Genomic DNA, 25,086 nt, shown 5'->3' on the forward strand with positions numbered 1-25,086 from the left:
TTAAAAGCTATATTTAACACCAACTTTGACGGTCCAAGATGAACGCTCAGCTTCGAAGTTATCGTAGTTGTTAGTATTAACACCACCAAAACGATTTCTTAACTGGTATTGGTTACCAACAGTTTCTAAGTCAAATAAGTTCTGCTGTGGGAAGTTCATGTTATAAATCTTGCCCCAGTCATCATTTAGTAGGTTAGCAAAGTTATCAATGATGAAGTAAAGCTGACCTTTATGACCTTCTGCAAAACCAGGTAATTGTTGAGTAATTGCCAAGTCCATGTTGGTTGTCCATGGTTGGTTACCAACATACTTAGGAATTACGCCACCTGCATACTGAGTTACACCTGCTGCTTCCATTAACGCATATGTTTCTTCATAGCTTACGCGAGAAAAATCAAAGTTTGCATCGTCTGGACCACTTGGTAATTCAGGTAAGTATGTACCAGCACGGTAGAAGCGTGATTGGTCACCAAAGTCTCTATCGTTGTAAAGACCTAATGTCCAAGAGAACGGCTTACCAGACTTGCGCTCGTAGAATAAGTTGAATGAAGTTTCATAACCTTCAAACAGCTCAGTTTCGTAACCTAAGTTAAGAACAAAACGGTGCTCAATTTCATAGTAAGCACGGCCCATTTCTGGGTTGTTACGGTTTGTTGTAACTTCATACTGGAAGTTAGATGTTGCTGTTGAACTTGTACCAGGGTTCACTTCATCAATATTTTGATTAGTGTAAGACATATTTAGTGATACGCCATTATCCCATTTTTTGTTTAATGCAGTTGTTAAGATACGGCTGTAACCGCCTTTGTCTATGTTTGTTAACTGTAGGTCATAACGGTCACGGTTATCCCAACGGTTTTCAAACACGATACGTTCGTTACCGATGCGCTCACCAGAGTCTACACGAGCTTCGTCTATCCAGTATGCAGCGTTTTCACGTTCAACAAATGTGAATTCTGTGAACCACTGGAAGTTGTCGCCAAGTACAGGAAGGTCAAACGTGTAGTCCGTTGAAACTTGGTAACGCCAATCTGAAGGCATTTCGAAGCCTTTAGCGATTGTATTTGTATTACCATTACCTGGTACTAAAGAATCTTGTAGTGTTTGAGGTACTTGGTCAAACATTACTTGTGAAGGATCTGCAATTACAGCATTTTGAGCGTCTTCTGTTGAAGAAATCAACGTAACGCCATCATTTGTGTATGCGTTAGAAACCCAAACTAAAGGCATACCACCTGAGAATCGACCTACGCCACCACGAACAGTTAAGTCGTCGTTTACAGTCCACTCAAGGCCGATACGAGGAAGGAAGATATCCGCGTCATCTAAGTTTTCTTGGTTATCAACACCGTATTCGTTTAGATAGTTTTGGTTTAAAGTTGGCTCGTCTTTAACTGATAGACGCTCATAACGAACACCTGCAGTTAACATTACGTCGTCCATGATCTCAGTGTTAACTTCACCGTATAGCGCGTACTGTGTAGACTCAACAGAAAACGCTAAGTCTTGCATGTCGTTTGTAAATGCATTGTCATAAGCAATAGACGCAGGTACTTTATTTTCAAAGTCTTCTAGTGAATCAAAAGTCCAAGTACCTGATGCATGACGAGCATAAAGGTTGTAATTTTCTACATTTTCAACTTCTAAGCCAAACTTATACTCTAAGTCGCCTACTAAGTATAAACCGTGGAAACCAAAGCTTAATGTTTCGTTAGAAAGTTCATTACCGTGACGGTTTTCATCTTGACCAGCAACAACAGTACCGCCGTCTAGACGAACATTGATTTCACCTAAATCAGATGCTGTGTTTGATGCTTGTACATAGTCTTTATATGCGAAGTTGAATTCAGTAGAAAAGTCTGCGCTCCAGTCAGAGAAAAGGTGACCAGTTAGGATCTCTGTATCAGAGTCTTGCGACCAAGCGTTAGACGCTAAATTTACTGTTCCGTCACTGTTTGTATAGTTACGAGCAGCTGAGTTTTCTTGAGTGCTGTATGTTAAATCAGCACGGTGATCGTCATTGATGTTCCAATCAAGCTTAACTAATAGTTTTTTGTCGCTATCTGGAGCAGGAGCTGCGCCCATTGAATCAGAGATACCGTAAGTATTTTGAAGAGCATCAATTACGCTTTGTACTTGGCCTGTTGAAAGGTTATGACCAGCTAATGTTGCAGGGTTAAATGTTACAGGAACATCTTTTTCCCATTCTTCATAAGAAACGAAGAAGAATAGTTCATCTTGAACAATCGCGCCGCCTAGTGCTGCACCGAATGTCATTTCTTCGTTCTTTAGGCTTTCTCTATCATACTGAACAACTTCAAATTCGCCTTCACGACGATTAAAAGATTGGTCATCACGAACTTCACCATTATATGGAGTACGTTCGTAGAAAACAGAACCAGATAGGTCATTAGTACCAGACTTAGTTACTACGTTGATAGTACCGCCTGAGAATTTTGCAGCACGTGCATTAAACGGTGCAAACTCGATGCTTACTTGGTCAACCGCGTTTAAAGAAACCGGTGGACGTTGAGCTGGGTAACCGTTTGAGTTAAGACCAAAAGTATCATTTACGCCAACACCATCAACTGTTAGTGAATTGTACTTAGGGTTAGAACCAGCAACACTTAGTTCAGTACCTGACGCATCTACAACTGCTAGAGGGTTAGAACGTACGATGTCTTTTAAGTCACGGCTAACAGTTGCTGCTTTAGCGATATCTTCAGACGTAAATACAGAGCTTGAACCTGAGTTAGCAAATAATACATTTGCAGAAGCATTAACAGAGATTTTCTCGATGCTATTGCTTGTTTCTAACTTAGCTGAAAGGTCTAAAATGTCATTAAGTTCAAGGTAAACATTTTCAAATACTTTACCTTGGAAACCTTCAGAAGCGATAGTTACTAAGTAAGGACCGCCAACACGTAAACCACGTGCACGGTATGCGCCTTCACTATTAACAGTTACTTCTTTTACGCTACCTGATGGTACGTGTAAGAATTTAATAGTTGCGTTAGTAACAGATTGGCCTGCAACAGTTTCAATCTTACCGCGAACGGCAGTAGAAGTTTCTGCTGAGTAAACAGAACCTGCGCTTAGTGCAGCTGTAACTGCTAAAGCTAGGGCGCTATGTTTAATGACATTTTTCATTGTCTTTTCCTGGTTGTTTTGTAGTTAAAGTTAAAGTTGTTAAATTATTATTTTATTTTTACACCGTTTTTGCCGATTTTTGCATTCGGATCAAAAATAGCATTTAGAATTCCAGCTAAACGTATGCCACCTTTTTGTAATTGGCTTTTAACCGTAGGCATATGTTGGTAAATATAATCGTATTTGAACTTAGCGTCTTTTACATCGTAAACATCCGCACGCAGTTTAAACGATTCAACTACCCAATCTCGTGGTTGAGTAGACATATAATTAGACACGACTTTTGTGTCATTTGTATTAACGAAACGTGCAAATTCAGTAAAAGATAAGTTTTGACTTTCAATTAGGTGAGTATCCCAAAGCGAATGTAAGTTCATCTTATCGCCAAAAAACTCTACTTGGATAGCGTTGCCACCTTTATCTTCAGCACGACCAACATGCAATGGCATGTGAAGATCACCAACTAAGTGAGTGAGGAAGCGAAGGTAAAATTCTTTTTCTTGTTGTTTTGAAGAGGGGGAGGTTAGAACGTCGATTGATTTACGAATTGCGGTGTATACATCTTTTACTTCACCATCATAGGCATCTGGTTTGAAGTCATCTAGCGTATCTAAGCTTATATAGTGCCACTTAGATCTCGAACGCCATTTCTTGTCTGGCGAAGAACGCATTTCGTCTGCCCATGTCGTGACTTCAGGAAGAAGATCACCACCAAGCAGCTTTTCGATGGCTTGTTTAGTCGCTGGCGTCAAATGCCATTCAGCTATTTGGCCAATTACTCTATGTCCATTTTGACCATAAGCTGCAGCATTATTTGAGACCGCCAACAACATTAGAGACAAAAAAGTAGTTGCAACTACCGACGTGAAGTTCTTCATTATTACCGTTTCCATTTTTTTGTAATGTAACTTGAAAATTTACAGTGTGCAAATAATGCACAGTTGTGTAAAAAACTTGCGCACATTATGCGGATTTAAAAAAGAATAGAAAGGATATATAGACATTCATAATTACATGTTAATAATCGTTTAAAATCAACAGTTTAAAATTAATGAGTAAAATTACTTAAAACAATAAGTAAATAAAGATAGAATAAATTGTTCGCACTTAGTGCAGTTGAAGGATTTTGAAAACATGCATTTGCTTTTTGCAAAAATACATAAAAGTTGGTACGTCACTATTATATTAATGGCCTCTGCTATCGTTTGGGGCATTGGACAGTTACACCATGACAAACAAGTAAACTCTTTAGTGCCACTTGTAGACCCGTCTTTGGATTGCCAAACAGACTCACAAGGTAATAATAGAACTTTTGTTATTTATAGTGGCGGAGAGTCAAGTTCAACACTGTTAAATAGTATTGTGTGTGATAACAGCATCATTAATAAACAATTTGGTATGGTCTCTTCATATTGGGGAGTAAGTGATGTAAATACCATTAGTATGTTGGGTAATGGCAAAGCTGATTTAGCATTAGTTAAAGAAAATATTATGTCTGCTTTAAAAGCTGAAGATACTCATGGCTATAAAAAGATAGCTTTTTATCCGAATTACAAAACTTATCTGATTTCTTTAGACGAAAAGCCGGTTTTATCAAAAGAATACTTTTTAGATAAAAAAATAGGCCTAGTGGTATATCCGACAAGCCGTTCTGGGCATATTGTCCCAAAAAAGCTGTTCACACAGTTGGGCTTAACGTTTAGTCGGATGAATATAGTTTATGCCAGTACTCACGGCGAATTACGAGAGCTTTTGATAGCAGGTAAAGTGGATATAATTTCTTCTTATTGGCAGGCTGAGGACGAAATACAGTTCTCCGAAAATTATATAACTAGTATTGCTGATTCAGTGTCAGGTACAGCCTGGTACTTGAGATTGGCACGACAGAATGATGACTTATTATGTGCTGCCCAGCAGTTTTTGACTGAGTTCGCAGCCCAGCAACAGTCATCGTACTATCAAAAATTAAAACTAACAGAGCAAAATTGTCGAGTTAGTCATAATTTATCTACAACTAATTTCAAAAATACGGAACAAATGCCGGCTCAAAGTTCAGTAAAAAAGTCGGCACAAAATAAAAGAGAGATTAGCTTGTGATTAATCAATTATCAGAACAAGTAGGTAAGTCACTGAAGTTACAAGGTCTTATAGCTTTTCTTGTTTCGCTTTTTATTCTTACCCTTGTGCATCAGTTAAGTGTTTTAAACACACACAATGACTACTACTCGCAAATAAAGTCAACAATACTGCAACGAATTGCACTAGACCTCCCTACAATTCCAGTTGAAAAACACTGGTTGAATGAGGCCGGCGATGAACAAGAAGTTAATAATTATAGGGTAACACTTAATAACTCTATTAAAGTTAATGAGTGGCCCATTAGCGTGACTTACATAGGCACTCAAAAACCAACAAACGCAAAGTATGAAATCTTGTCCGCAGTAGAGCAAAGTGTATATGTCACCTTTGACTATAAAGAGCTTGGCTTTTGGCATTCTATTAGTATTACTCCGATACTGTTTTCGGCGTTATTAACATGGATAGTGGTATTTAGACGTCACGCTAAAGAACAAATGAAACCAGTCGAGCAAAGGCTCAATGCATTGCCTCTAATACTTACGATCGATTTGAGGAGCAAACTGTTAATAAATGCGCGTTCAGGTAAAGAAACTGCGTTATCGAATAAACCGTTATGCTTTTATTGTGCGTTGATTGATTTTTGTATCGCAAATCCAGACTTAAACTTGAATATGAACAAAGACTTGCCTGAAGAGTTTTTGATCTTGTCACAAAAGTACTTTTATAGATTAATCGAATTAGGACATACGATTCGAAAACGTCCAAATTTTGAGAGTAACTTAGATAAAACATTAAGCGAGATTAGAGCCGCCCTAGAGGATGTCCTTGAGCAAGATGTGCTATCAAAAGAAAAATTGATACCACCAAAGGCGATTGGAGAAGGCTCTCGTTCAAAGCTGCATAATTTTGGCTTGAGTGATATCTCACAGGACATTGTGGAAATTGTTGGCAAGTAACTAAATGACCGGCGAACCTTTCAGTTAATCAATAAAAAAGGCCTGATATCTATCAGGCCTTTTTTATTTTAGACAAACTAGTTCTAGTTACCTTTTTCTAACTCTCTGTCTAGTTCTTGTTGTGCCTTATATGCCTTGAATTCTTGATAAAGCACGCTTTCTTGGCTCATTGATAGCTTCCTGTCGCTGGCTTCAATTAATCCCTTGAATAGCGCATCTGTTTTCTCGGGAGATAAGCCAGTTAATACACACAATTGATTTTTGCCATTAAAGTTAGCGTAACTGGTTTTAATTGGTGTCGCACCAACTAATGCTTGATTCGTCACTTGTTTTGACACCGATGAAAAGGTAGCACCAACCACTGATTGCCCCTCTACATCGACTCGTTCTTGAAAAGTCTTGTCTAATGCTTTAACTCTTGTGCTAATTTGTTGAGCCAGACCTACTCTAGCGAGAGCTATTGCTTGAGCCTTATCAATAGACATATTGCCAGAACTAGATACACATTCAGCATGAGCGATGCCGTTTTCGATTGACGGGTTTAGTACCCAATCAGGAATATTCTCGTTGAGTACTTCTGGTGTTGGTTTTGTGCTACAAGCCGACATAACTGCGACAACAGCTAAAGTTACTGATAATTTAATTGCTGATTTCATTGTTTATTCCTTTTTAACTTAAAATAATATGCGGTACAAACCTACTCAAATCTTGTGTTATAGGCTGACTATCCTCTCGTATTGAAATACCTGCAGACTTGTCATCAACCAGCCAACTGCCTATTAATGTATGGTTTTTACCAAACCTCGGCAATAAATGTTTTTGTTGATAAATATAGCCTTCTTGCCCATAAGGTCCATCTGACATTAATACTGACTTTGACCCGTCGACAAAACTAATATTAGCGCCTTCTCTGGAAAATAATGGCTTTTTAACTAAACCTATGACGCTATTGCTGTTATTAAGTTCATCTTCAAAAAATGCCGGGAGCAGATTAGGGTGGTGTGGAAAGTGTTTCCACAACATAGGTAACAAAGCTTTGTTTGATAAAACGCTCTTCCAAGCAGGCTCTAACCAATTTATATTTGCATTAGAATTAAGGTGGTGGCCAAACTCCTCCTCAAACATAAACTCCCACGGGTAGAGCTTAAACATCCACGTAATGACTTGATCATTATGATCGGTAAAATCCCCAAGGCTGGTCATTCCAATGTCTTCAATGTAAACAAACTGGTTAGGCAGACCGGCTGCAGATGCGCAGTCTTGAAGGTATTGAACGGTGCCTCTGTCTTCCTCGGTGTTTTTACAACAAGAGAAGTGTAAGATTTGAGCAGGATTTTTGAGTAATAATGTTCGAAATCGTTGAATTAGCTTGTCTTGAAGGCTATTAAATTGATCACTATTTCTATGCAAAACAGCGTTGTCGACATTTTGCTCTAGCCATAACCATTGCCAAAATCCGGTTTCGTAGACAGAGGTAGGGGTGTCAGCATTATTTTCATATAACTTAGCAGGAGACTTTCCGTCGTACGCAAAGTCTAACCGCGAATATAAACTTGCTTGATTTGTTAACCAAGAGTCTCTAACAAACTCCCATTTGTGCTCAGGTATGCAAAATCGACTAAGCAGTTCTTCATCGGCGACAACACGATCTACAATATCAAGGCACATTTGATGTAGTTCTTCAGTAGGGGCTTCTATGTCTTGTTCAATTTGCTTTAAACTAAATTGATAGTATGCGGTCTCATCCCAGTAAGCTTGCCCAAACATGGTATGAAACTTAAAGCCCATTTCATTTGCTAAGTCTTGCCAGTTTTTTCTTGGAGAAATTGGATGACGAAACAAAGTTAGCCACCCCAGCTTCTAGATCTATTTGTAGATTTTCGCTGATTAATTTGTACTTTTTGTGCTGCTACTTTGCCAAAACCGCCACGGGAAACGGTTCGTGAAAATTTTGGCTTTGGTTTAAGTGAATCACCTGAAACTTTAAATGCAGACCTTCTCATTGAGCCTAGCGTTTTGCCATCGGCGTACATATAGTTGTTATGAAATTTAGAGCCTTTTCGTTTGTAACCAAAAACAGGCGTATAAGTACCTCTATATTTTTTCTTTTTATAATCAAATAAGCTATCGGCTATTAGGTAACCAGCCATCAGCGGAAAAAAGAAATTAGTATCTTGGTCTTGATAACAACCTTCTGCTCCAAACTCCCACTCACAGTCTTGCTCATTAAAAAAGCTTGGTCCTGTTCTTTTGGCTTCATGTAGCGCTTCTTGATAGGCGACTTCACACTGTTGAAAGTCTAAATTGGTATCAGCAACACAGTCCTCTACCGTATTAGCGACAATTGCGGTGTAGTCTGGTTCGCCACAGCCAACAAGGACTAGCCCAGCGAGACTGATGTAGAGAGGTTTTGTAGAGTGAAACCACGTTGTGTTACATGAATGGGGTTTGAGGATACTTTTGCTTCGTTTCATAATGACGTCCTCAGTAACTCATACAGGCAGCATTAAGTAGTCCAATTGATACGCTGGTCGCACCTAAAATAACACCGGCACTAATTTCATTTTGTTCGATTCGTTCAACAATTTTTGGCATAAATACATAACGAGTGACAGCAAAGGCGAGGCATTGAGCGATTAGTGCGATTGCACCCCAAGTTGTGTAGTCAATTAAAGATACAGAATTACTAGCGGCACTTGCTAAAGCAATAGAAAAACCAATAATTGCTCCACCAAAACCAATCGCGGCTGCAACACTTTGTTGTTCTTTGATGAGGTTCCACTCATCATGAGGCGTGACAAAGGTGTAAACAATTTTAAAAAGCATTAAAAACACCAAGCTTATGCCAAAATATAACGCAAAATTGCCAATCGCGATAAGTAAGTCCGAGTTGTCCATTTGTAGTCCTAACGATATAAAGAGAATTTACATTTATTAAGGCACTTTAATAGATAGCCTAACAGCCGTCAAAACATAAAAGGTTTCAAAACTTTACGATGTTAGGTTTTTCATCCAACGTTTATTTTTCACTCGCCAAGCGAACATAAACATCTTACAAACTTCTTCTGAATACATAATTACTACAACCCATATAAAAGCAAGTTGCCAGTAAAAAGCAGCTAGCCAAACCAAAGGAATGCTAATTAACCACATACATAAAGTATCGGTAATTAAACAAAAACGATTATCGCCACCTGCTCTTAATATACCCATTGCAAGAGTCATATTAATGACTTTTAGCCAAGCTAAACCACCAATCACGTAAAAAATCGACTTTGCCAAATTAATCGTTTGCTCTGAAACACCTTGATAAGGAGATAAAACTGCATCATTAAATATTATGAGTAAAAGCCCTAGGAATAATGCAACTGCAGGACCAAGCCCCGAAAACATCTTAGCCATAGTCCATGCATCTTCTAGGCGGTTTGCGCCTAAGTGTTGACCAACGACAATTGAACAGGCAGAAGCGATACCAAAAAATATCGATAAAAATATCCCTTCAACAGGAAGTAACATGCTAATCACGGCGAGCTCAGTTGTACCGATACGACCAAAAATAAGCTGATAAGTAAATGAACCTAAAGACCAAATTCCAAAACTAAGCATCATTGGTAATACGAGCTTTAAAAGGCGCGACCAATTGGGTCGATATTTTAAGAAGTCAAAATCTGCAGCGGAGATGTGTAATATATGTTTTTGCGTTTGTAAAAAGCTAACTAGTATAAGTAGTTGAAACAAGCGTGATATTGAGGTTGCCCATGCGGCACCTGCAACACCTAAAGGTGGAATGCCGAACCCTCCATTTATTAACCAGTAATTAAGGATCACATTCAATACAATAGATATAGAGCTGAAAACCAAAGGTATTTTGACTTGATTGATACTTCGAAGCGCGTTTTCAAAAACCTGAACGATTGCTACAAAAACCATGCTAGGCATAGTTATCCACAAATAGGTTTCACCTAACCCAATAACCGTAGGATCTAAGCTGCCTAAACTCATAACGTCATCAGCTAAAAAATAGCTCGCAACAATAACGGGAATTAATGCGATTAACGAATAGCAAATGGCGATTAGAATACTGCCACGTATTTTTTGCCCTTGTCCGGCTCCGTGATATTGAGCCGATAGGATACCGACAGCCCAACTTAATCCCATCACAATAACCATAACAACGAATAACACTCGGTTGCCAAGTCCAACCGCTGCAATCGCTTCATCGCCCAAGTGACTGACCATCATTACATCGATCATACTAAGAAAAGTGACCAGCATGCTTTGTAATGAGATTGGCCAAGCAAGCCTTAGCGTTTGTTTAAATTGAGTTTTTTTAATAGTCACGCATAGGCCTCCAATTTTCAGGGCGCAAGGATGCCTGCTTTTATTTTTATTGTCGAATAATTATAGATCAGACTTGCAAATGTTGTTTATGACAAGTGTGTTACAAAATTGTGAAAATTCCGTTATTTAAGCAACTTGTTTTTTAGTAAAAATTCACTTTAAACAGTGTGTTAGCAAAAGTGTTAGCAAACATTAACAGCTTGTTGATGCCCTTTAATTACTGTGGTATTAATACGTTTGCTGATATGGGAGTGTCAGTGGTGTGTTCAATTGTTTCAAATCTGATGTATATGGGAGTAGTGACTATGATGAACGGCAGCGTTTCATCTGATGAAAATAAAATATTAATGGCGTGGCTCAAGGATAAACGTAAAGAAAAAGGCCATACTATGCGGACGTTATCTCAAATAATAGGTACTCCACATTCATTTGTTGGAAAAGTCGAAAATCAAGAGCGTCGGTTAGATATCGTTGAATATATAAGATATTGTCGAGCGCTTGATATTGATCCTATTGAAGGGTTAAAAAAAATCGCTCAATAATATTTTTAATCCTTTTATTGTCAAAATGGCACGTTTAGGCGTGCCATTTTTTTTTCATTAAAACCAACAATGCAATAATAGCCGGAATACCAAGGCCAGCTGTCATGGTAAAGAATTGGCTGTAGCCGAGATTCTCTAACCATACTCCAGAAAAACCACCAAGTGATTTGGGTAATAGTAACATTGCCGAGCTTAGCCAGGCGTATTGTGTTGCGGTAAACTCTTTATTTGTTAATGAGCTTAAAAACGCAATTAAGGCCGCCATTGCGATACCTGCGCTTAAGTTGTCAATCGATATCACCAACGTTAACAATTCTATGTTGTGACTAGATTTTGACAATACGACAAAAAGTAAATTAGTTAATGCGGAAAGTATGGCGCCGGACAATAAAATCGGCAGGATTCCAAAACGATTTATTAAACCGCCACAGACAAAGGCGCCCACTAAGGTCATTATAACGCCAAACACTTTTGAAATAGCAGCAATTTCTTGTTTAGTGTAACCCATGTCCACGTAGAATACGTTGGCCATTACCCCCATTACGATATCTGATATTCGATAAGTCGCTATAAGTATAATTAGTAAAATAGCGTGGGACTTATACCTAACAATTAAGTCAATTACTGGGTCAATAAAGGCTGATTTTATCTTTTTTAGGATTGGTTCATGGGAAGAGCTAGTTATAGTCTTTTTTTGTTCTAATGGTTCTGGTGCACTTACCGTAAAGGCGATCAACAATGCCATTAGACCTGACATAATTAAGTAGCTAGACTTCCAAGCTGAATAGTCGTAATTGGTGCTAACCTCGAACAAAGAGGTAATGTAGAGCACACCAGCAGTGGCAACGATCATAGCTAATCGATAACCTATCATATATGCAGCGGCCATTGCGGCTTGCTGCCGTTCATCGCCAGACTCTATTCTAAATGCGTCAATCACTATATCTTGAGTTGCTGAAAAGAATGCAACTGCAACAGCAGCAAGTGCCATCGCATAAAGATTATGCTTTGGGTCGGTTAGAGCCATGGAAGCAATACTCGCGACTAAAAATATTTGAGTTATAAAAAGCCAACTTTTGCGTCTTCCTAATAGTGCTGATAACACCGGTATTTTAATTTTGTCTACCGCAGGTGCCCAAATCCACTTCATCGCATAGGCCAATGTTACCCAGCTAAAAAAACCGATTGAACTGCGCGCAGCCCCAGCTTCTCGTAACCAAAAAGACAGTGAAGAAAACACCAGCATGATGGGTAAGCCTGCCGCAAACCCAAAGGCAAATAACCGTAATACATTTAGCTCAAGGTATATTTTGAAGGAATTTAGTAGTTGAATTAGAGATTGACCACTGAGTGTGGTGGATAAGAATTGCAAAATAAAATCGGCCTAATAGTGAAAACTAATAGGCCGATTGTTGACAAGATTTTATCTAATATCAAGTCTTAAGGTCTAACACCTGAACAAAAGTCCGGGAATCGACCATATCCTTGTAGATAACTAATACAGGAAACCATTTCATTTTTCAGTTTTTCACTCGTCCGAATTTCAGATGAACTCCAAAAAGAAAGCTGATGTAACAAATACCAAAAAGCACTTTCCAACGGTGTTAGAGATGTATCTTTAGCGTTTATTTGTGACCATTCCTCAATAGTATCCCAACAATATAAATCAACTTCTGAATCTTGAATCTCTCCATCCAATAATGCATTAGCATAAAAGCTAAGTTGATTCGCTTTGTTGTGGATAAATCGCTGTGTTTTTACCACTTTATTCACCCCCATTTTTTATTTGTATTAGTAAAGGGTACGGGTTAGTAATAATGCTCGTGTTTACTAAACCAAAGTCAGTATAGACACAAAAAGCTATTCGGACAAAATTTGAACTGAAATAATTTCGATTTTTTTGTTAGGAAAGTTAGGCCAGCCAAGCTCTTCAGAAAAATCACTACCAATTTCAATTGCTTTTTCTAAAACACTTTGCCCCTCTACCACTTCCCCAAAAACGGTGTAACCCCATTTTTTACCTGGATTTAAACTATCGTTATCCACAAGGTTAAAAAAGAACTGGCTAGTTGCAGTGTGCGGTTCGTATTGCCTAGCCATAGAAATAGTGAACTGATTGTTTTTTAAGCCATTTCCTGATTCGTTTATGATTTCAGGAAATTCTTTGATTTGCTCAATATCAGTTGTGTAACCGCCACCTTGTAAAACAAATTCTGGCTCTAATCTATGAAATATGGTGTTATCGTACCGCTTGGCCACTACATAACTTAAAAAGTTATCCACAGTAACTTTGGTTTTACTTCGATCCAATTCAATTATCATTTCACCAAGGTTGGTGATCATTTTAACTTTAGGGAATAAATTGTCGGGTTGAATATATTCACCACGCGGTATTTCATTTGCACTTGTTGCAAAGTGGGTAAATAGCGTAATAAATAGTAATAAGCCACAAGTTCTTTGCAACATAGCTACCTCTAGCGACTTAAGGCTTTCTGAAATTCATCATCTTGAAGCGTACGTTCAAGCAATGTAGATAACATGATATTCATGTTTTTTGTTACGTCCTCTTGATCAAACTTCATTGGCCCTTCTTGATTGATACCGGTTTGGTAGCTTTTAGTCCAAGTTCGTTGTGGAGACGAAACCGTCACTTTCCACTCAAGTATGGCTTCAGATTCAAAGGTCATAGCGTATTGCTTTATATAACTAGTGGCGGTTGTAATATCAAAGTTAAGCTGATTTCGGCCATTAGGGCTTGTTTGCAAACTGCTCGTTAACCAAGGACGAATAAGGTTTGCAATATTATTTACCTGCATAAACTCACTACTGTTAACCATTGCCATTGCTTTATTCTGTCGCGAGTCTGAGATGTTTATATCTTTTACACTCATAAGTAATTTAGGGGATACGGCGCTTGGTGCCAACTTAACAGCTTGTTCAAACTGATTTGCGCAACCAGATAATATAAAGCTAAGAGTTGAAATTGCGATTAACTGAAGAAATCTCATAATAGTGTTTACCTTTTTTGTGCGCGTTAACGGTGGAATAGTTCGTTTTTTTAATGTCATTTTATTTTTTACATTGATATATCACGAATTTCGCATTGCTCGCTAGAATAGTAAAGCCACCAAAAGTTGTTTTCAACATAGATTGGTAAGGCAAGTGTCTATTTGCGACTAAATACAAGACTCCTTGTTTTTTAAGAACTTGAGCGGCCTGATTTATCATTTGTTGCGCAATGTGTGTCGTAATTGCATTTTGCTGGTGGAACGGAGGGTTACACAAGATCAAATCAGCCGAATTTGTTGCTTGTTGCGATAAACAGTCATCTTGGACGAATAAAGTTGCTTGTGACAATAAAGGCACATTTTGTTGAACATTATATTGTGCAGACGCGATTGCCATATGTGACTCGTCACAAAAAATTATTCGGTTCTTGGGTTGGTCATTTTTGGTGCTTGGGTTTAAGAATAGGCTTTCGTTTTGTTGCAGCAACGAGAGTCCGACTAAACCATTACCACAGCCTAAATCTATTGCCGTAAAAGGCTCTTCTGTCGCTTCGAGATAAGGCAGGTGGTCCACTAAAAAACGCCCGCCAATGTCGATTTGGTCTTTGCTAAATACATTTGCGTAGGCGCTGAGTGTTAACTTTTTGTCCGGCCAATGCGCAGTGAAGTTAGGCTGTGCATTTACAGAACGAGCGTTATCAACAGTCGCCTGACTTTGGTTGTGTGATGCTGAATGTGTTGCAAATATTAGTCGGCTTTTTCTTTTCGCTAAACTACTTTTAACGTTTGCAAAATAGCGTTCAAATAGTTTCATTACCGCTGTAGTAATTAATGTTGTTTTACCTGTGGCGATAACATCACAATTTATCGACTGAGCGCTAATTGTCTGCAATTGATGTTCAAGATAGGCAATGTTTTTTGTTATTTTAACAATAGCTAGGTTGCAATTAGGAACAATGTCTAATGAACTATATATGGGCGGCCTAACAAGTTGGTTAATTTCATGGTTATGCTCGATTGCTAACTGACTAACGTATGAATCTAAGACACAAATTGGACCAAAGCGATTTAAGCCTATTGAAATAGCACCAAATAAATCGTCATATATAACCGTGGTTGGTAATGAAGATGCGTCTGAATAACGCTCGTTGACATACTGAACAACAAGTTCATCAGAACTATCCCACCCTTGCAGTGACTTGTCATGCTGGTTAGGCGGGTAGCGAAATAATTGATACTGATTATTATCAATTGACCAACTCGTGTTCATGTTATGCTCGTTATTAAAGTCGTTATTTCTTTATTGTCCCACTGCTTAGATGAGATGTAAATTTGCAAAAAGATTTATTCGAAGATTCATCAATCTCACCCAAAGATAGTAGCGCATTGCTGCCGGAGTTGATCGCGCCTTGGTTAATGTATGAACGTTCATTTTTGTCAAAGCAAGAAGCTGTAGCAGTGTTTGAAACTTTAAAAGCAGAATTGCCTTGGCAGCAACCTGAGGTAGTGGTATTTGGTCGCAACCACCGAATTCCACGTTTGCAATGTTGGCAGTCTGATCCAGATGTTATCTACCAATACAGTGGTAAAGTGCTGGAGCCACAGCCTTGGCACCCGTTACTTTTGGACATAAAAGCACGTCTAGAATTAAGTTGCGGTTATAAATTTAACTCTGTTTTGGTGAATTTCTATCGTGATGGTAATGACAAAATGGGCTGGCATTCTGATGATGAGTCAGAGCTTGGTCCGAATCCCGTTGTGGCCAGTATTTCACTTGGTGAAACGAGAGCTATGTTTTTTAAAAATAAAAAATCTCAGCAAACGGCGAGTATTGATTTGTTGGCTGGGTCAATGTTAGTAATGAAAGCTGGCATGCAAAGAGTATTTCAACATCAAATTCCAGCGCGACGAAAAGTTAGTCACGGGCGTATTAGCCTGACATTTCGTTACATTGTTAATTAGACTCGTCGCCTTGTATTTGGTTTACTAGCATTTGAATTTCTTAAATAAGGATTAATAAAAATGACGTCAGGTCAGGTAGAGTTAAAAATAATCGAAAAGTTAACAAATACGTTTTTACCAGACATTTTGGATGTGGTGAATGAAAGCTCGCAGCATAACGTTCCCGAAGGTAGTGAATCACATTTTAAAGTCGTTGTTATTGCCGACGCGTTTAAAGATCAAAAACTAATCCAGCGCCATAGAGCCATTAATAGTTGTTTATCTGAAGAGTTAAAAAATGACATTCATGCGTTAGCAATTCACACATTTACACCAAAAGAATGGAGAGAAACGGACAAGGTACCATTGTCACCAAAATGTTTAGGCGGCAGTAAATTCGATCGTTAACTTTGCTTTTCGATTCTGACAATGGTTGTTTATTAAACTGAATTCAGAGAATATACCTCCGCATAAATTACTCTACCAATAAAAATAATAAGAGGTAACGGCGTGGAATTTATCGAACACTTATCCGATCGGCTTGGTAAAGCGGTCAGTTGGTTGACTAGTATTATGGTCGTCGTAATGACCTTGGTGGTTGTTCTGCGTTATGGCTTTAATCTTGGTTGGATTTCATTACAAGAAAGTGTTCTGTATTTGCATGCTGCAGTTTTAATGTTAGGTATGTCTTATGTACTTAAACATGATCAGCATGTTCGGGTTGATATCTTTTACAATCGCTATTCACCAGTAAAGCAAGACGTCATCAATATATTGGGTCACCTCGTTTTACTCATTCCCACCTGTGTTTTTATTATTTACATAAGCTTCAATTATGTTGCTCAATCGTGGCAATTTATGGAAGGCTCGCAGGAAGCTGGTGGACTGCCATTTGTTTACCTGTTGAAGTCATTGATTATTGTAATGCCTTGTTTGCTAATACTGCAGGCCTTAAGCAATCTTGTTATTCGTTTTAATAGAGTTAAAGCATCACAAGCCAAGGGAGCGAATTAACATGGAATGGATGGCTGTTTTAATGTTTTTGGCGATTTGTTTAGTATTGCTACTAGGTTATCCAGTTGCTTTTAGTTTAGCAGGCACAGCTCTTATTTTTGCGGGTATTGGCTCACTAATTGGTAACTTTGACACGTCGTTATTGAATGCTTTGCCAAGCAGAATTTATGGCGTAATGACGAATCAAACACTCTTAGCCGTGCCACTTTTTGTATTTATGGGCGTGATGCTTGAAAAGTCAAAAATTGCAGAGGATTTATTAACAAGCCTTTCACAAGTATTTGGTCGTATGCCGGCCGGTTTGGGCATTGCTGTCACACTAGTTGGTGCGTTAATGGCTGCTAGCACTGGTATTGTTGGAGCAACAGTTGTAACAATGGGTTTGTTAGCCTTACCATCAATGCAAAAACGCGGTTACAACGAGAGTTATTCAACAGGTGTTATTGCAGCAACCGGCACCTTAGGACAAATCATTCCACCGTCTATAGCGTTAGTTTTACTCGGTGATGTCTTATCAAGTGCATATCAACAATCTCAATTATCACAAGGGATATTTTCTCCCGAAACTATCTCTGTAGGTGACCTTTTCGCTGGTGCGTTGGTACCAGGTCTTATACTAGTTTCAATGTATTTACTTTATTCGTTGGCGATAGGTTTTTTTAAACCACAATGGACGCCTCCCGCTAACACAAGCGATAGACTCAAGCTGTCAGTGTTATTTCTAAGTTTAATTCCACCGCTATTTTTGATGGTCATTGTTTTAGGTTCAATTTTATTGGGTATCGCAACGCCGACTGAAGCCGCTGGCATTGGAGCGTTTGGTGCGACAATAATCGCTTTGCAAAAGCGAGAGCTTACGATTAAAACACTAAAAATGGTAATGGAATCAACTCTGTCGGTGACATCAATGGTGTTTATGATCCTTATCGGCGCGTCAATATTCTCTTTGGTATTCAGAGGGTTTGGAGGCGAAGAGCTGGTTCACTCATTTTTTAAAGATATGCCTGGAGGGCAGTTTGGAGCCGTATTAACAGTGATGTTAGTAATATTTGTCTTAGGCTTTATTCTTGATTTTATAGAAATAACCTTTGTGGTCGTACCCTTAGTTGCTCCGGTTTTGTTTATGATGGGTGTGGATCCTATTTGGCTAGGAATTATGATTGCGATTAATTTACAAACGTCGTTTTTAACTCCACCTTTTGGGTTTGCGTTATTTTATTTACGAGGCGTCACTCCAAAGTCAATCGCGACCAATAAAATTTATAAAGGAGTGGTTCCTTTTATTGTTATGCAGTTAATTCTGTTAATCATTTTGGCAATTTGGCCCGATCTAGCAACGGCGCTACCTGCCATGATTTATAGTTAAAAAGTATACAAGGAAAGATTATGTCTTTAGTTTCAAAATCGCTGTTAACTGTCGCTATGTCTATGCTGTTTTTAACAGCGTGCGGTGGTGATGAAGCGCAATCACAAAAAAGTTCGACTGTAGAAAAAGTATATAACTGGAAATTAGTAACAAGTTGGCCTAAAAACTTTCCTGGTCTAGGCACGGCTCCAGAGAATTTTGCCAAGTTAGTTAATAAAATGAGTAATGGACGGTTAACCATAAAGGTTTATGGCGCAGGCGAGATAGTTCCAGGGTTTCAGGTATTTGACGCTGTTTCACAAGGGACCGCAGAAATGGGCCATGCCGCCTCTTATTATTGGAAAGGCAAAATGCCTGCTGCACCAATTTTTACTGCCACACCATTTGGACTAAACGCACAAGAAACAAATGGTTGGATCCATTACGGTGGCGGTTTGGAACTTTGGCGCGAGTTGTATAAACCATTTGGTGTTATTCCTTTTGCTGGCGGCAATACGGGCGTGCAGTCAGCAGGCTGGTTTAAAAGAGAAATCAACCGTGTTGAGGACCTTCAAGGGCTCAAAATGCGAATTCCAGGGTTAGGTGGTGAAGTATTACAAAAGCTGGGCGGAGTTCCAGTAGCATTAACAGGCGGAGAGATTTTTACGTCGTTGCAGTCTGGCGCTATCGACGCAACCGAATGGGTTGGCCCTTATAACGACCTGGCTTTTGGTTTTCATAAAGTGGCTGAACATTACTACGTAGCGGGATGGCATGAACCCGGCGCTATGTTGGAATTTACCGTCAATGAAAGTGCATTTAATGAATTGCCTGACGATCTACAAGCAATTGTGGAGGTTGCTACCCGGGCTGTGAATCAAGATATGTTAGATGAATACACAGTTAGAAATAACGCAGCGCTTGAGCAGTTAAAGAATAAACACGGTGTAGTGCTTAAAAAGTTTCCTGCTGAGGTAATGTTTGCATTAAAACAGGCCAGTATTGAAGTTATAAATGAACAAATGTCTAAAGATGACATGTTTAATAGAATAATGAGTTCTTATCAGGCCTTCCAAAAGCAAGTTACGGAATATCACAATCTGTCAGAACTTGAGTATTACCAAAATAGAAATCGATAACGCTTTGCTAGTCTGATCTGTTTTTGGTTAAAACAGATGTACACTGGCGCCAAATTGATATTCGGCCGAAGCCATTAGTGTTTATCGGCCTCATTTGCTTATGTTAAGGAAATACATATATGGTTATTAAGCCAAAAATTCGTGGTTTTATTTGTACAAATGCACATCCAGTTGGCTGTGCGGAGAGTGTAAACCGTCAAATCCAATATGTTAAAGAACAAGATTTTGGCGCGAGTGGACCTAAAAATGTTTTAATTATTGGCGCGTCTACAGGTTACGGACTAGCATCGAGAATTGTGTCAGCATTTGGTTATAACGCAAATACGTTAGGTGTTTTCTTTGAAAAGCCAGGTACCGATAAAAAAACAGGCTCTGCAGGTTGGTATAACACAGCAGCCTTTCAAACCGCGGCTGAAGCAGAGGGCTTATATTCAAAAAGTATTAATGGCGATGCTTTCTCGCATGAAATTAAGGCTAAAACTATAGACGCGATAAAAGCGGATATGGGTAAAGTTGATTTAGTTATATACAGTCTGGCGTCGCCACGACGCACTGATCCAGACAGTGGCGAGACTTATTCATCAACGTTAAAGCCAATCGGCAATGACGTTACGACTAAAAACTTGAATACCTCAAAACGTATTATCGATGAAGTTTCAGTAGAAGCGGCAAATGAAGATGAAATAAATAATACAATTAAAGTCATGGGCGGTGAAGACTGGGAATTATGGCTCAATGAACTTAGTAAGGCTGGCGTACTTGCTGACGGATTTAAAACAACGGCTTATACTTATATAGGCAAAAAGTTAACTTGGCCAATTTATGGGCATGCAACAATCGGTAAAGCAAAAGAAGACTTAGACCGTGCTGCAGCTGCAATAAACAAAGCGACAACGAGTCTTAATGGTAAGGCTTATGTGTCGTCGTTAAATGCAGTAGTAACGCAAGCAAGTTCGGCTATTCCGATTATGCCGCTGTATATTTCAGCGTTATTTAAGGTGATGAAAGAAGACGGCACGTACGAGGGCGTCATTCAGCAAATCTCGGGGCTATTTAAAGAAAGTTTATTGTCTGATACACCTCGACTAGATGATGGTGGTCACCTATTTCAAAATTACAAAGAACTTGAGGATGATGTTCAAGCCCGTGTTCAAACCATTTGGGATACCGTTGATACTGAGACTATCGATGAACTGACGGACTACAATGGATATCACCAGGAATTTCTTCATTTATTCGGGTTCGGTTATGACAATGTCGATTATGACAATGAGGTAAACCCGGATGTTGAAGTTAAAGGGTTGATATAACCTAGATTATTGAAAACAAAGGGTTGTATAAAGTTTATACAAACAAGGAGCCAGTTGTATATCAAATTACACTGGCTTTTTTTTATGATTGGGTCTATGCATCAATCTTTCTTTACAGATGATTTATTTTTATTCGAATAATGAGCGCCTTGCGACTAAAATAAGTCCAAATTCGAATGGTCAAAATATTGATAATAGTGCTACAATTGTCGGCTGTACCGAAACTAAACTATATTTGAGTCTCGGTACGTACATAATTTTATAAATATGCGATTTAATCGGGTATTTGAGAGAATTCCATTTCTTCCAACTTAAACTAGTGCATATGCGTATGATCAACATAAAAAAAGGTTTGGATCTACCTATTGAAGGTGTTCCACAACAAGCCATCCACGATGGCCCAGCAGTGAAAACTGTTGCTACGCTTGGTGAAGAGTACAACGGCATGCGTCCAACGATGTATGTCAAAGTTGGTGACAGTGTAAAAAAAGGTCAAGTTCTTTTTGAAGATAAAAAGAATCCTGGCGTTAAATTCACTGCACCTGCAGCCGGCGTTGTAAAAGAAGTAAACCGTGGTGAAAAGCGCGTTTTACAATCAGTCGTTATTGAGCTCTCTGGTGATGAACAAATCACTTTTGACAGCTTCAGCGTTGACCAACTAAGCAGCCTTGATCGCCAACAAGTGGTCGACCTATTAGTTGAATCAGGCCAATGGGTAGCATTACGTACTCGTCCGTTTGATAAAACGCCAGCAATCGATAGCACTCCATCATCTATTTTTGTTAACGCAATGGATACCAATCCATTAGCCGCTGATCCAGCGCTAATTATTGCAGAACAACAAGAAGCCTTTAATGCTGGTCTTACAGTATTAAGTAGATTAACAGATGGTAAGCTTAACGTAGTTAAAGCTGCGGGTTCTTCGGTTAAAGCCGATGCGCCGAGTGTTGATCTTCATGAGTTTGGTGGTAAGCACCCAGCTGGTTTAGTTGGTACACATATCCACTTCATTGATCCAGTATCAAGCACAAAAACAGTTTGGCATATTAACTACCAAGAAGTTATTGCTTACGGTCAATTATTCCTAACTGGCGAAATTAATAATCAACGTGTTATTTCTCTTGCTGGTCCTGTTGTGAAAAACCCTCGTTTGATTCGTACTATTTTAGGTGCGTCAACAGCTGAGTTAACATCAGGTGAATTAGAAGCGGGTGAAAACCGTATCGTATCTGGTTCCGTATTGTCTGGTAATGCTGCACATGGTGTGCACGGTTATTTAAACCGATATGACCTGCAAGTGTCTGTTTTAGCAGAAGGTCGTGAAAAAGAATTGTTTGGCTGGATACGTCCAGGCTCAAATCAATTTTCTATCACTCGTGCATTCTTAGGACATTTATCACCTAAGAAACTATTCAATATGACAACTACAACTTATGGCTCTGACCGTTCAATGGTTCCAATTGGTAACTACGAGCGCGTAATGCCATTAGACATTTTGCCAACTTTATTACTGAGAGATTTAATCTCTGGTGATACGGAGTCGGCTCAAAGCCTAGGTTGTTTGGAATTAGGCGAAGAAGATTTAGCACTTTGTACTTTTGTTTGCCCAGGTAAATATGAGTACGGCTCAATTCTTCGTAACTGCCTAACCAAGATTGAGAAAGAGGGCTAATCATGGGTCTTAAGAGTTATTTAGAAAAAATTGAACCTAACTTTGAGCAAGGTGGAAAGTACGAAAAGTTCTATGCTTTATATGAAGCCGCTGCGACTATTTTCTACACACCAGGCTTAGTTAATAAAGGTCAAACACATGTTCGTGACAGTGTTGATTTAAAACGTATCATGATTATGGTTTGGTTGGCATTATTCCCAGCCATGTTTTTTGGTATGTTTAATGTTGGTCATCAGGCCGCTGATGCATTAGCTCAAGGCTTTGCGTTAGGCGACTCTTGGCAAGTTGGTTTATTCCAAACGCTAGGCGGAAGTCTTACAGCTGAGTCTGGCTGGGGCATGAAGATGCTCTATGGTGCGTGTTTCTTCTTACCTATCTACGCAACAGTTTTTATTGTTGGTGGCTTTTGGGAAGTAATCTTTGCCTCGGTTCGTAAGCATGAAGTTAATGAAGGTTTCTTCGTAACATCAATTCTGTTTTCACTAATTCTTCCTGCAACTATTCCTTTATGGCAAGCAGCACTAGGTATAACGTTTGGTGTTGTGGTAGCAAAAGAAATCTTTGGCGGTACAGGCCGTAACTTCTTAAATCCTGCTCTAGCTGGTCGTGCGTTTTTATTCTTTGCATACCCAACTGAGATATCGGGTGATACAGTTTGGACTGCAGTAGACAGCTTCTCTGGCGCGACTATGTTAAGTCAGGCTGCATCTGGTGGTTTAGACTACAACAACATCGCGCTTTGGACTCAAGCTTTCTATGGCTTTATCCAAGGTTCTGTTGGTGAGGTTTCGACCTTAGCTATCATCATTGGTGGTTTGTTTATTATCTACATGCGCATAGCATCGTGGAGAATAGTAGCAGGTGTGTTTGCGGGTACTATTTTCTTCGCATCATTACTTAACATGATCGGTAGTGATACCAACCCAATGTTTGCTATGCCTTGGTTCTGGCACGTAGTCATAGGTGGCTGGGCAATTGGCGCTTTCTTTATGGCAACAGATCCTGTGTCGGCAGCTTTCACTAACCGTGGTAAGTTCTGGTACGGCGCATTAATCGGCCTAATGGTTGTATTAATTCGAGTTGTAAACCCAGCGTTCCCTGAAGGTATGATGCTGGCCATTCTATTTGCTAACTTGTTTGCTCCACTGTTCGACTACTTTGTTGTTCAAGCAAACGTGAAACGGAGGCTTGCTCGCAATGTCTAGTAATAAAGAAACATTTGGCAAAACGGTTGGTTTCGTATTTGTCGTGTGTCTTATCTGTGCTGCGTTGGTATCAATTTCAGCGGTTCAATTAAAACCGCTTCAAACGGCTAACAAGTTATTAGATAAGCAAACAAAAATCTTAGAAACGGCAGGTTTACTTGAGCTTGCTGGCAAAGACATAGTTGCAACTTACAACAAGTATGTTGAAGCTAAAATGATTGATTTAGAGTCTGGCGAATACGTTGAAGGTGACGTGAAAATGTTCGACGAACGTCGTAATGCTCGTGATCCTCAAAAGTCAGAAAAGCTTGAGAATGATCCTGCAGGCATTAACCGTCAGTCACATACAGCGGTTGTTTACCTAGTTAAGAATGAACAAAACGAAGTGGAAACTGTTGTATTCCCAATTGTAGGCGCAGGCTTGTGGGATCTTATGTACGGTTATGTTGGCCTAGAGTCAGACCTAAACACTATTTCACGTCTAGTTTATTCTGATCATAAGGAAACTCCAGGATTGGGTGCAGAGATTCTGAATCCAAAATGGAAAAAATTATGGCCTGGTAAAAAAATCTATAACGATGATAAAGAGCCAGTAATTGAACTTGTAAAAGGTGGCGCTAAAAAAGATGACGTGCACGGTGTTGATGCGTTATCTGGTGCGACGTTAACAAGTAATGGTGTAACTAACACCTTACAATTCTGGTTTGGCGAACAGGGTTACTTACCTTATATCGAAAAAAATCGTGGGGAGTTTAACTAATGTCTTCTGATGCTAATAAGGTTTTAACTAAACCGATTTTCGACAACAACCCAATTGCTTTGCAAGTATTAGGTATTTGTTCTGCTTTAGCGGTAACAAGTTCAATGGCTAATGCGTTAGTAATGACATTGGCGGTAATCGTTGTAACAGCTTTCTCTAACCTTTTCATCTCAATGATCAGAAACATGATCCCATCAAGTGTTCGTATTATCGTACAGATGGCGATTATCGCTTCGTTAGTTATCGTAGTTGACCAAGTGTTAAAAGCATTCTCTTATCAGCTTTCAAAAGAGCTTTCAGTATTCGTTGGCCTAATCATTACTAACTGTATTGTTATGGGTCGTGCAGAAGCTTTTGCAATGAAAGAAAAGCCAGGTGTAAGCTTCATGGATGGTATTGGTAACGGTCTTGGTTACGGTTTCATTCTAATGACAGTTGCATTTTTCCGTGAACTATTAGGTTTTGGTACCGTATTTGGTGTCGAGATTCTTCCTCTAGTTCAGAATGGTGGTTGGTATCAAGCAAATGGTTTATTAGTTCTTCCATTTAGCTCGTTCTTCATCATTGGTTTGATCATTTGGGCTATCCGTCAGTGGAAGCCAGAGCAAGTAGAGAAGGATTAAT

General features: G+C 39.1%; 25 protein-coding genes. 13 read left to right on the plus strand and 12 right to left on the minus strand.

All coding sequences use genetic code 11. The features are described 5' to 3' along the window. Positions 1–3,150 (minus strand): TonB-dependent receptor, encoded by a 3,150-nt coding sequence (locus ACZ1GV_RS01795; RefSeq protein WP_472674986.1) that lies wholly within the window; start codon positions 3,148–3,150, stop codon positions 1–3. Positions 3,151–3,197: 47 nt separating this feature from the next. Continuing rightward, the gene (locus ACZ1GV_RS01800; protein ID WP_472674987.1) at positions 3,198–4,028 is read right to left on the minus strand and encodes a S1/P1 nuclease; all 831 of its coding nucleotides are present in this window, start codon (positions 4,026–4,028) and stop codon (positions 3,198–3,200) included. Positions 4,029–4,284: 256 nt separating this feature from the next. On the opposite strand from ACZ1GV_RS01800, the gene ACZ1GV_RS01805 reads away from it, so the two are divergent. Both ACZ1GV_RS01805 and ACZ1GV_RS01810 read left to right on the plus strand, forming a co-directional pair. Then, on the plus strand, positions 4,285–5,247 hold the full coding sequence (locus tag ACZ1GV_RS01805; RefSeq protein ID WP_472674988.1) for a type 2 periplasmic-binding domain-containing protein: 963 nt from the start codon (positions 4,285–4,287) through the stop codon (positions 5,245–5,247). Further along, positions 5,244–6,185 (plus strand): hypothetical protein, encoded by a 942-nt coding sequence (locus ACZ1GV_RS01810; RefSeq protein WP_472674989.1) that lies wholly within the window; start codon positions 5,244–5,246, stop codon positions 6,183–6,185. The genes ACZ1GV_RS01805 and ACZ1GV_RS01810 overlap by 4 nt, the downstream gene beginning before the upstream one ends. A gap of 83 nt (positions 6,186–6,268) precedes the next feature. Here the strand turns inward: ACZ1GV_RS01810 and ACZ1GV_RS01815 are convergent, their stop codons facing one another. From ACZ1GV_RS01815 to ACZ1GV_RS01835, 5 genes are all read right to left on the minus strand, one after another. Further along, positions 6,269–6,841 carry a hypothetical protein gene (locus ACZ1GV_RS01815; protein WP_210560260.1) on the minus strand — a complete coding sequence of 191 codons (573 nt, stop codon included), beginning with the start codon at positions 6,839–6,841 and terminating at the stop codon, positions 6,269–6,271. 13 nt (positions 6,842–6,854) lie between these two features. Then, on the minus strand, positions 6,855–8,027 hold the full coding sequence (locus tag ACZ1GV_RS01820; protein WP_472674990.1) for a glutathionylspermidine synthase family protein: 1,173 nt from the start codon (positions 8,025–8,027) through the stop codon (positions 6,855–6,857). Between the two features lie 2 nt (positions 8,028–8,029). Continuing rightward, positions 8,030–8,659, minus strand: a complete 630-nt coding sequence (locus ACZ1GV_RS01825) for a DUF1190 domain-containing protein (RefSeq protein WP_472674991.1) — start codon at positions 8,657–8,659, stop codon at positions 8,030–8,032. Between the two features lie 10 nt (positions 8,660–8,669). Continuing rightward, positions 8,670–9,083, minus strand: a complete 414-nt coding sequence (locus tag ACZ1GV_RS01830; RefSeq protein ID WP_472674992.1) for a DUF350 domain-containing protein — start codon at positions 9,081–9,083, stop codon at positions 8,670–8,672. 93 nt (positions 9,084–9,176) lie between these two features. Further along, on the minus strand, positions 9,177–10,526 hold the full coding sequence (locus ACZ1GV_RS01835) for an MATE family efflux transporter (RefSeq protein WP_472674993.1): 1,350 nt from the start codon (positions 10,524–10,526) through the stop codon (positions 9,177–9,179). Positions 10,527–10,831: 305 nt separating this feature from the next. Between ACZ1GV_RS01835 and ACZ1GV_RS01840 the strand changes: the two genes are divergently transcribed. Beyond that, positions 10,832–11,068 (plus strand): helix-turn-helix domain-containing protein, encoded by a 237-nt coding sequence (locus ACZ1GV_RS01840; protein WP_472675855.1) that lies wholly within the window; start codon positions 10,832–10,834, stop codon positions 11,066–11,068. A gap of 34 nt (positions 11,069–11,102) precedes the next feature. On the opposite strand, the gene ACZ1GV_RS01845 is transcribed toward ACZ1GV_RS01840, so the two are convergent. From ACZ1GV_RS01845 to ACZ1GV_RS01865, 5 genes are all read right to left on the minus strand, one after another. After that, entirely contained in the window at positions 11,103–12,440 is a 1,338-nt protein-coding gene (locus tag ACZ1GV_RS01845; RefSeq protein WP_472674994.1) for an AmpG family muropeptide MFS transporter, read from the minus strand. A gap of 68 nt (positions 12,441–12,508) precedes the next feature. Next, on the minus strand, positions 12,509–12,832 hold the full coding sequence (locus ACZ1GV_RS01850) for a hypothetical protein (RefSeq protein ID WP_210560254.1): 324 nt from the start codon (positions 12,830–12,832) through the stop codon (positions 12,509–12,511). Between the two features lie 96 nt (positions 12,833–12,928). Beyond that, a complete protein-coding gene (locus ACZ1GV_RS01855) occupies positions 12,929–13,534 on the minus strand; it encodes a peptidylprolyl isomerase (protein WP_472674995.1) in 606 nt (201 codons plus the stop codon). 8 nt (positions 13,535–13,542) lie between these two features. Beyond that, complete coding sequence (locus ACZ1GV_RS01860) at positions 13,543–14,076, minus strand: YajG family lipoprotein (protein WP_472674996.1); 534 nt, start codon at positions 14,074–14,076, stop codon at positions 13,543–13,545. A gap of 61 nt (positions 14,077–14,137) precedes the next feature. Then, complete coding sequence (locus tag ACZ1GV_RS01865; protein WP_472674997.1) at positions 14,138–15,346, minus strand: methyltransferase; 1,209 nt, start codon at positions 15,344–15,346, stop codon at positions 14,138–14,140. Between the two features lie 62 nt (positions 15,347–15,408). On the opposite strand from ACZ1GV_RS01865, the gene ACZ1GV_RS01870 reads away from it, so the two are divergent. The 10 genes from ACZ1GV_RS01870 (at position 15,409) to ACZ1GV_RS01915 (ending at position 25,085) form a co-directional block, all read left to right on the plus strand. Beyond that, positions 15,409–16,038: an alpha-ketoglutarate-dependent dioxygenase AlkB family protein gene (locus tag ACZ1GV_RS01870; RefSeq protein ID WP_472674998.1), complete on the plus strand. Its 630-nt coding sequence runs from the start codon at positions 15,409–15,411 to the stop codon at positions 16,036–16,038. Between the two features lie 60 nt (positions 16,039–16,098). Beyond that, positions 16,099–16,425: a BolA/IbaG family iron-sulfur metabolism protein gene (locus ACZ1GV_RS01875; RefSeq protein ID WP_472674999.1), complete on the plus strand. Its 327-nt coding sequence runs from the start codon at positions 16,099–16,101 to the stop codon at positions 16,423–16,425. 102 nt (positions 16,426–16,527) lie between these two features. Next, entirely contained in the window at positions 16,528–17,031 is a 504-nt protein-coding gene (locus tag ACZ1GV_RS01880) for a TRAP transporter small permease subunit (RefSeq protein ID WP_472675000.1), read from the plus strand. 1 nt (position 17,032) lies between these two features. After that, positions 17,033–18,397, plus strand: coding sequence for a TRAP transporter large permease (locus tag ACZ1GV_RS01885; protein ID WP_472675001.1), 1,365 nt, complete (start codon positions 17,033–17,035; stop codon positions 18,395–18,397). A gap of 20 nt (positions 18,398–18,417) precedes the next feature. Next, positions 18,418–19,515, plus strand: coding sequence for a TRAP transporter substrate-binding protein (locus ACZ1GV_RS01890; RefSeq protein WP_472675002.1), 1,098 nt, complete (start codon positions 18,418–18,420; stop codon positions 19,513–19,515). A 119-nt stretch (positions 19,516–19,634) separates the two neighbouring features. After that, positions 19,635–20,825: an enoyl-ACP reductase FabV gene (fabV, locus tag ACZ1GV_RS01895; RefSeq protein ID WP_472675003.1), complete on the plus strand. Its 1,191-nt coding sequence runs from the start codon at positions 19,635–19,637 to the stop codon at positions 20,823–20,825. Positions 20,826–21,156: 331 nt separating this feature from the next. Continuing rightward, complete coding sequence (locus ACZ1GV_RS01900; protein ID WP_472675004.1) at positions 21,157–22,497, plus strand: Na(+)-translocating NADH-quinone reductase subunit A; 1,341 nt, start codon at positions 21,157–21,159, stop codon at positions 22,495–22,497. 2 nt (positions 22,498–22,499) lie between these two features. Continuing rightward, positions 22,500–23,702 (plus strand): NADH:ubiquinone reductase (Na(+)-transporting) subunit B, encoded by a 1,203-nt coding sequence (locus tag ACZ1GV_RS01905; protein WP_472675005.1) that lies wholly within the window; start codon positions 22,500–22,502, stop codon positions 23,700–23,702. After that, positions 23,695–24,462 carry a Na(+)-translocating NADH-quinone reductase subunit C gene (locus tag ACZ1GV_RS01910; protein WP_472675006.1) on the plus strand — a complete coding sequence of 256 codons (768 nt, stop codon included), beginning with the start codon at positions 23,695–23,697 and terminating at the stop codon, positions 24,460–24,462. The genes ACZ1GV_RS01905 and ACZ1GV_RS01910 overlap by 8 nt, the downstream gene beginning before the upstream one ends. Next, a complete protein-coding gene (locus ACZ1GV_RS01915; protein ID WP_210560242.1) occupies positions 24,462–25,085 on the plus strand; it encodes an NADH:ubiquinone reductase (Na(+)-transporting) subunit D in 624 nt (207 codons plus the stop codon). The genes ACZ1GV_RS01910 and ACZ1GV_RS01915 overlap by 1 nt, the downstream gene beginning before the upstream one ends. Position 25,086: the final 1 nt, after the last annotated feature.

Source organism: Psychrosphaera sp. HA2-10, assembly GCF_055693745.1.

What these genes read in the sequence shown, in the direction of transcription:
- fabV (WP_472675003.1), top strand. Translation starts at nt 19,635, where the DNA reads ATGGTTATTAAGCCAAAAATTCGTGGTTTTATTTGTACAAATGCACAT.
- ACZ1GV_RS01840 (WP_472675855.1), top strand. Translation starts at nt 10,832, where the DNA reads ATGATGAACGGCAGCGTTTCATCTGATGAAAATAAAATATTAATGGCG.
- ACZ1GV_RS01805 (WP_472674988.1), top strand. Translation starts at nt 4,285, where the DNA reads ATGCATTTGCTTTTTGCAAAAATACATAAAAGTTGGTACGTCACTATT.
- ACZ1GV_RS01900 (WP_472675004.1), top strand. Translation starts at nt 21,157, where the DNA reads ATGATCAACATAAAAAAAGGTTTGGATCTACCTATTGAAGGTGTTCCA.
- ACZ1GV_RS01825 (WP_472674991.1), bottom strand. Translation starts at nt 8,659, where the DNA reads ATGAAACGAAGCAAAAGTATCCTCAAACCCCATTCATGTAACACAACG.
- ACZ1GV_RS01830 (WP_472674992.1), bottom strand. Translation starts at nt 9,083, where the DNA reads ATGGACAACTCGGACTTACTTATCGCGATTGGCAATTTTGCGTTATAT.
- ACZ1GV_RS01890 (WP_472675002.1), top strand. Translation starts at nt 18,418, where the DNA reads ATGTCTTTAGTTTCAAAATCGCTGTTAACTGTCGCTATGTCTATGCTG.
- ACZ1GV_RS01905 (WP_472675005.1), top strand. Translation starts at nt 22,500, where the DNA reads ATGGGTCTTAAGAGTTATTTAGAAAAAATTGAACCTAACTTTGAGCAA.
- ACZ1GV_RS01875 (WP_472674999.1), top strand. Translation starts at nt 16,099, where the DNA reads ATGACGTCAGGTCAGGTAGAGTTAAAAATAATCGAAAAGTTAACAAAT.
- ACZ1GV_RS01855 (WP_472674995.1), bottom strand. Translation starts at nt 13,534, where the DNA reads ATGTTGCAAAGAACTTGTGGCTTATTACTATTTATTACGCTATTTACC.
- ACZ1GV_RS01865 (WP_472674997.1), bottom strand. Translation starts at nt 15,346, where the DNA reads ATGAACACGAGTTGGTCAATTGATAATAATCAGTATCAATTATTTCGC.
- ACZ1GV_RS01795 (WP_472674986.1), bottom strand. Translation starts at nt 3,150, where the DNA reads ATGAAAAATGTCATTAAACATAGCGCCCTAGCTTTAGCAGTTACAGCT.
- ACZ1GV_RS01885 (WP_472675001.1), top strand. Translation starts at nt 17,033, where the DNA reads ATGGAATGGATGGCTGTTTTAATGTTTTTGGCGATTTGTTTAGTATTG.
- ACZ1GV_RS01915 (WP_210560242.1), top strand. Translation starts at nt 24,462, where the DNA reads ATGTCTTCTGATGCTAATAAGGTTTTAACTAAACCGATTTTCGACAAC.
- ACZ1GV_RS01860 (WP_472674996.1), bottom strand. Translation starts at nt 14,076, where the DNA reads ATGAGATTTCTTCAGTTAATCGCAATTTCAACTCTTAGCTTTATATTA.
- ACZ1GV_RS01800 (WP_472674987.1), bottom strand. Translation starts at nt 4,028, where the DNA reads ATGAAGAACTTCACGTCGGTAGTTGCAACTACTTTTTTGTCTCTAATG.
- ACZ1GV_RS01910 (WP_472675006.1), top strand. Translation starts at nt 23,695, where the DNA reads ATGTCTAGTAATAAAGAAACATTTGGCAAAACGGTTGGTTTCGTATTT.
- ACZ1GV_RS01815 (WP_210560260.1), bottom strand. Translation starts at nt 6,841, where the DNA reads ATGAAATCAGCAATTAAATTATCAGTAACTTTAGCTGTTGTCGCAGTT.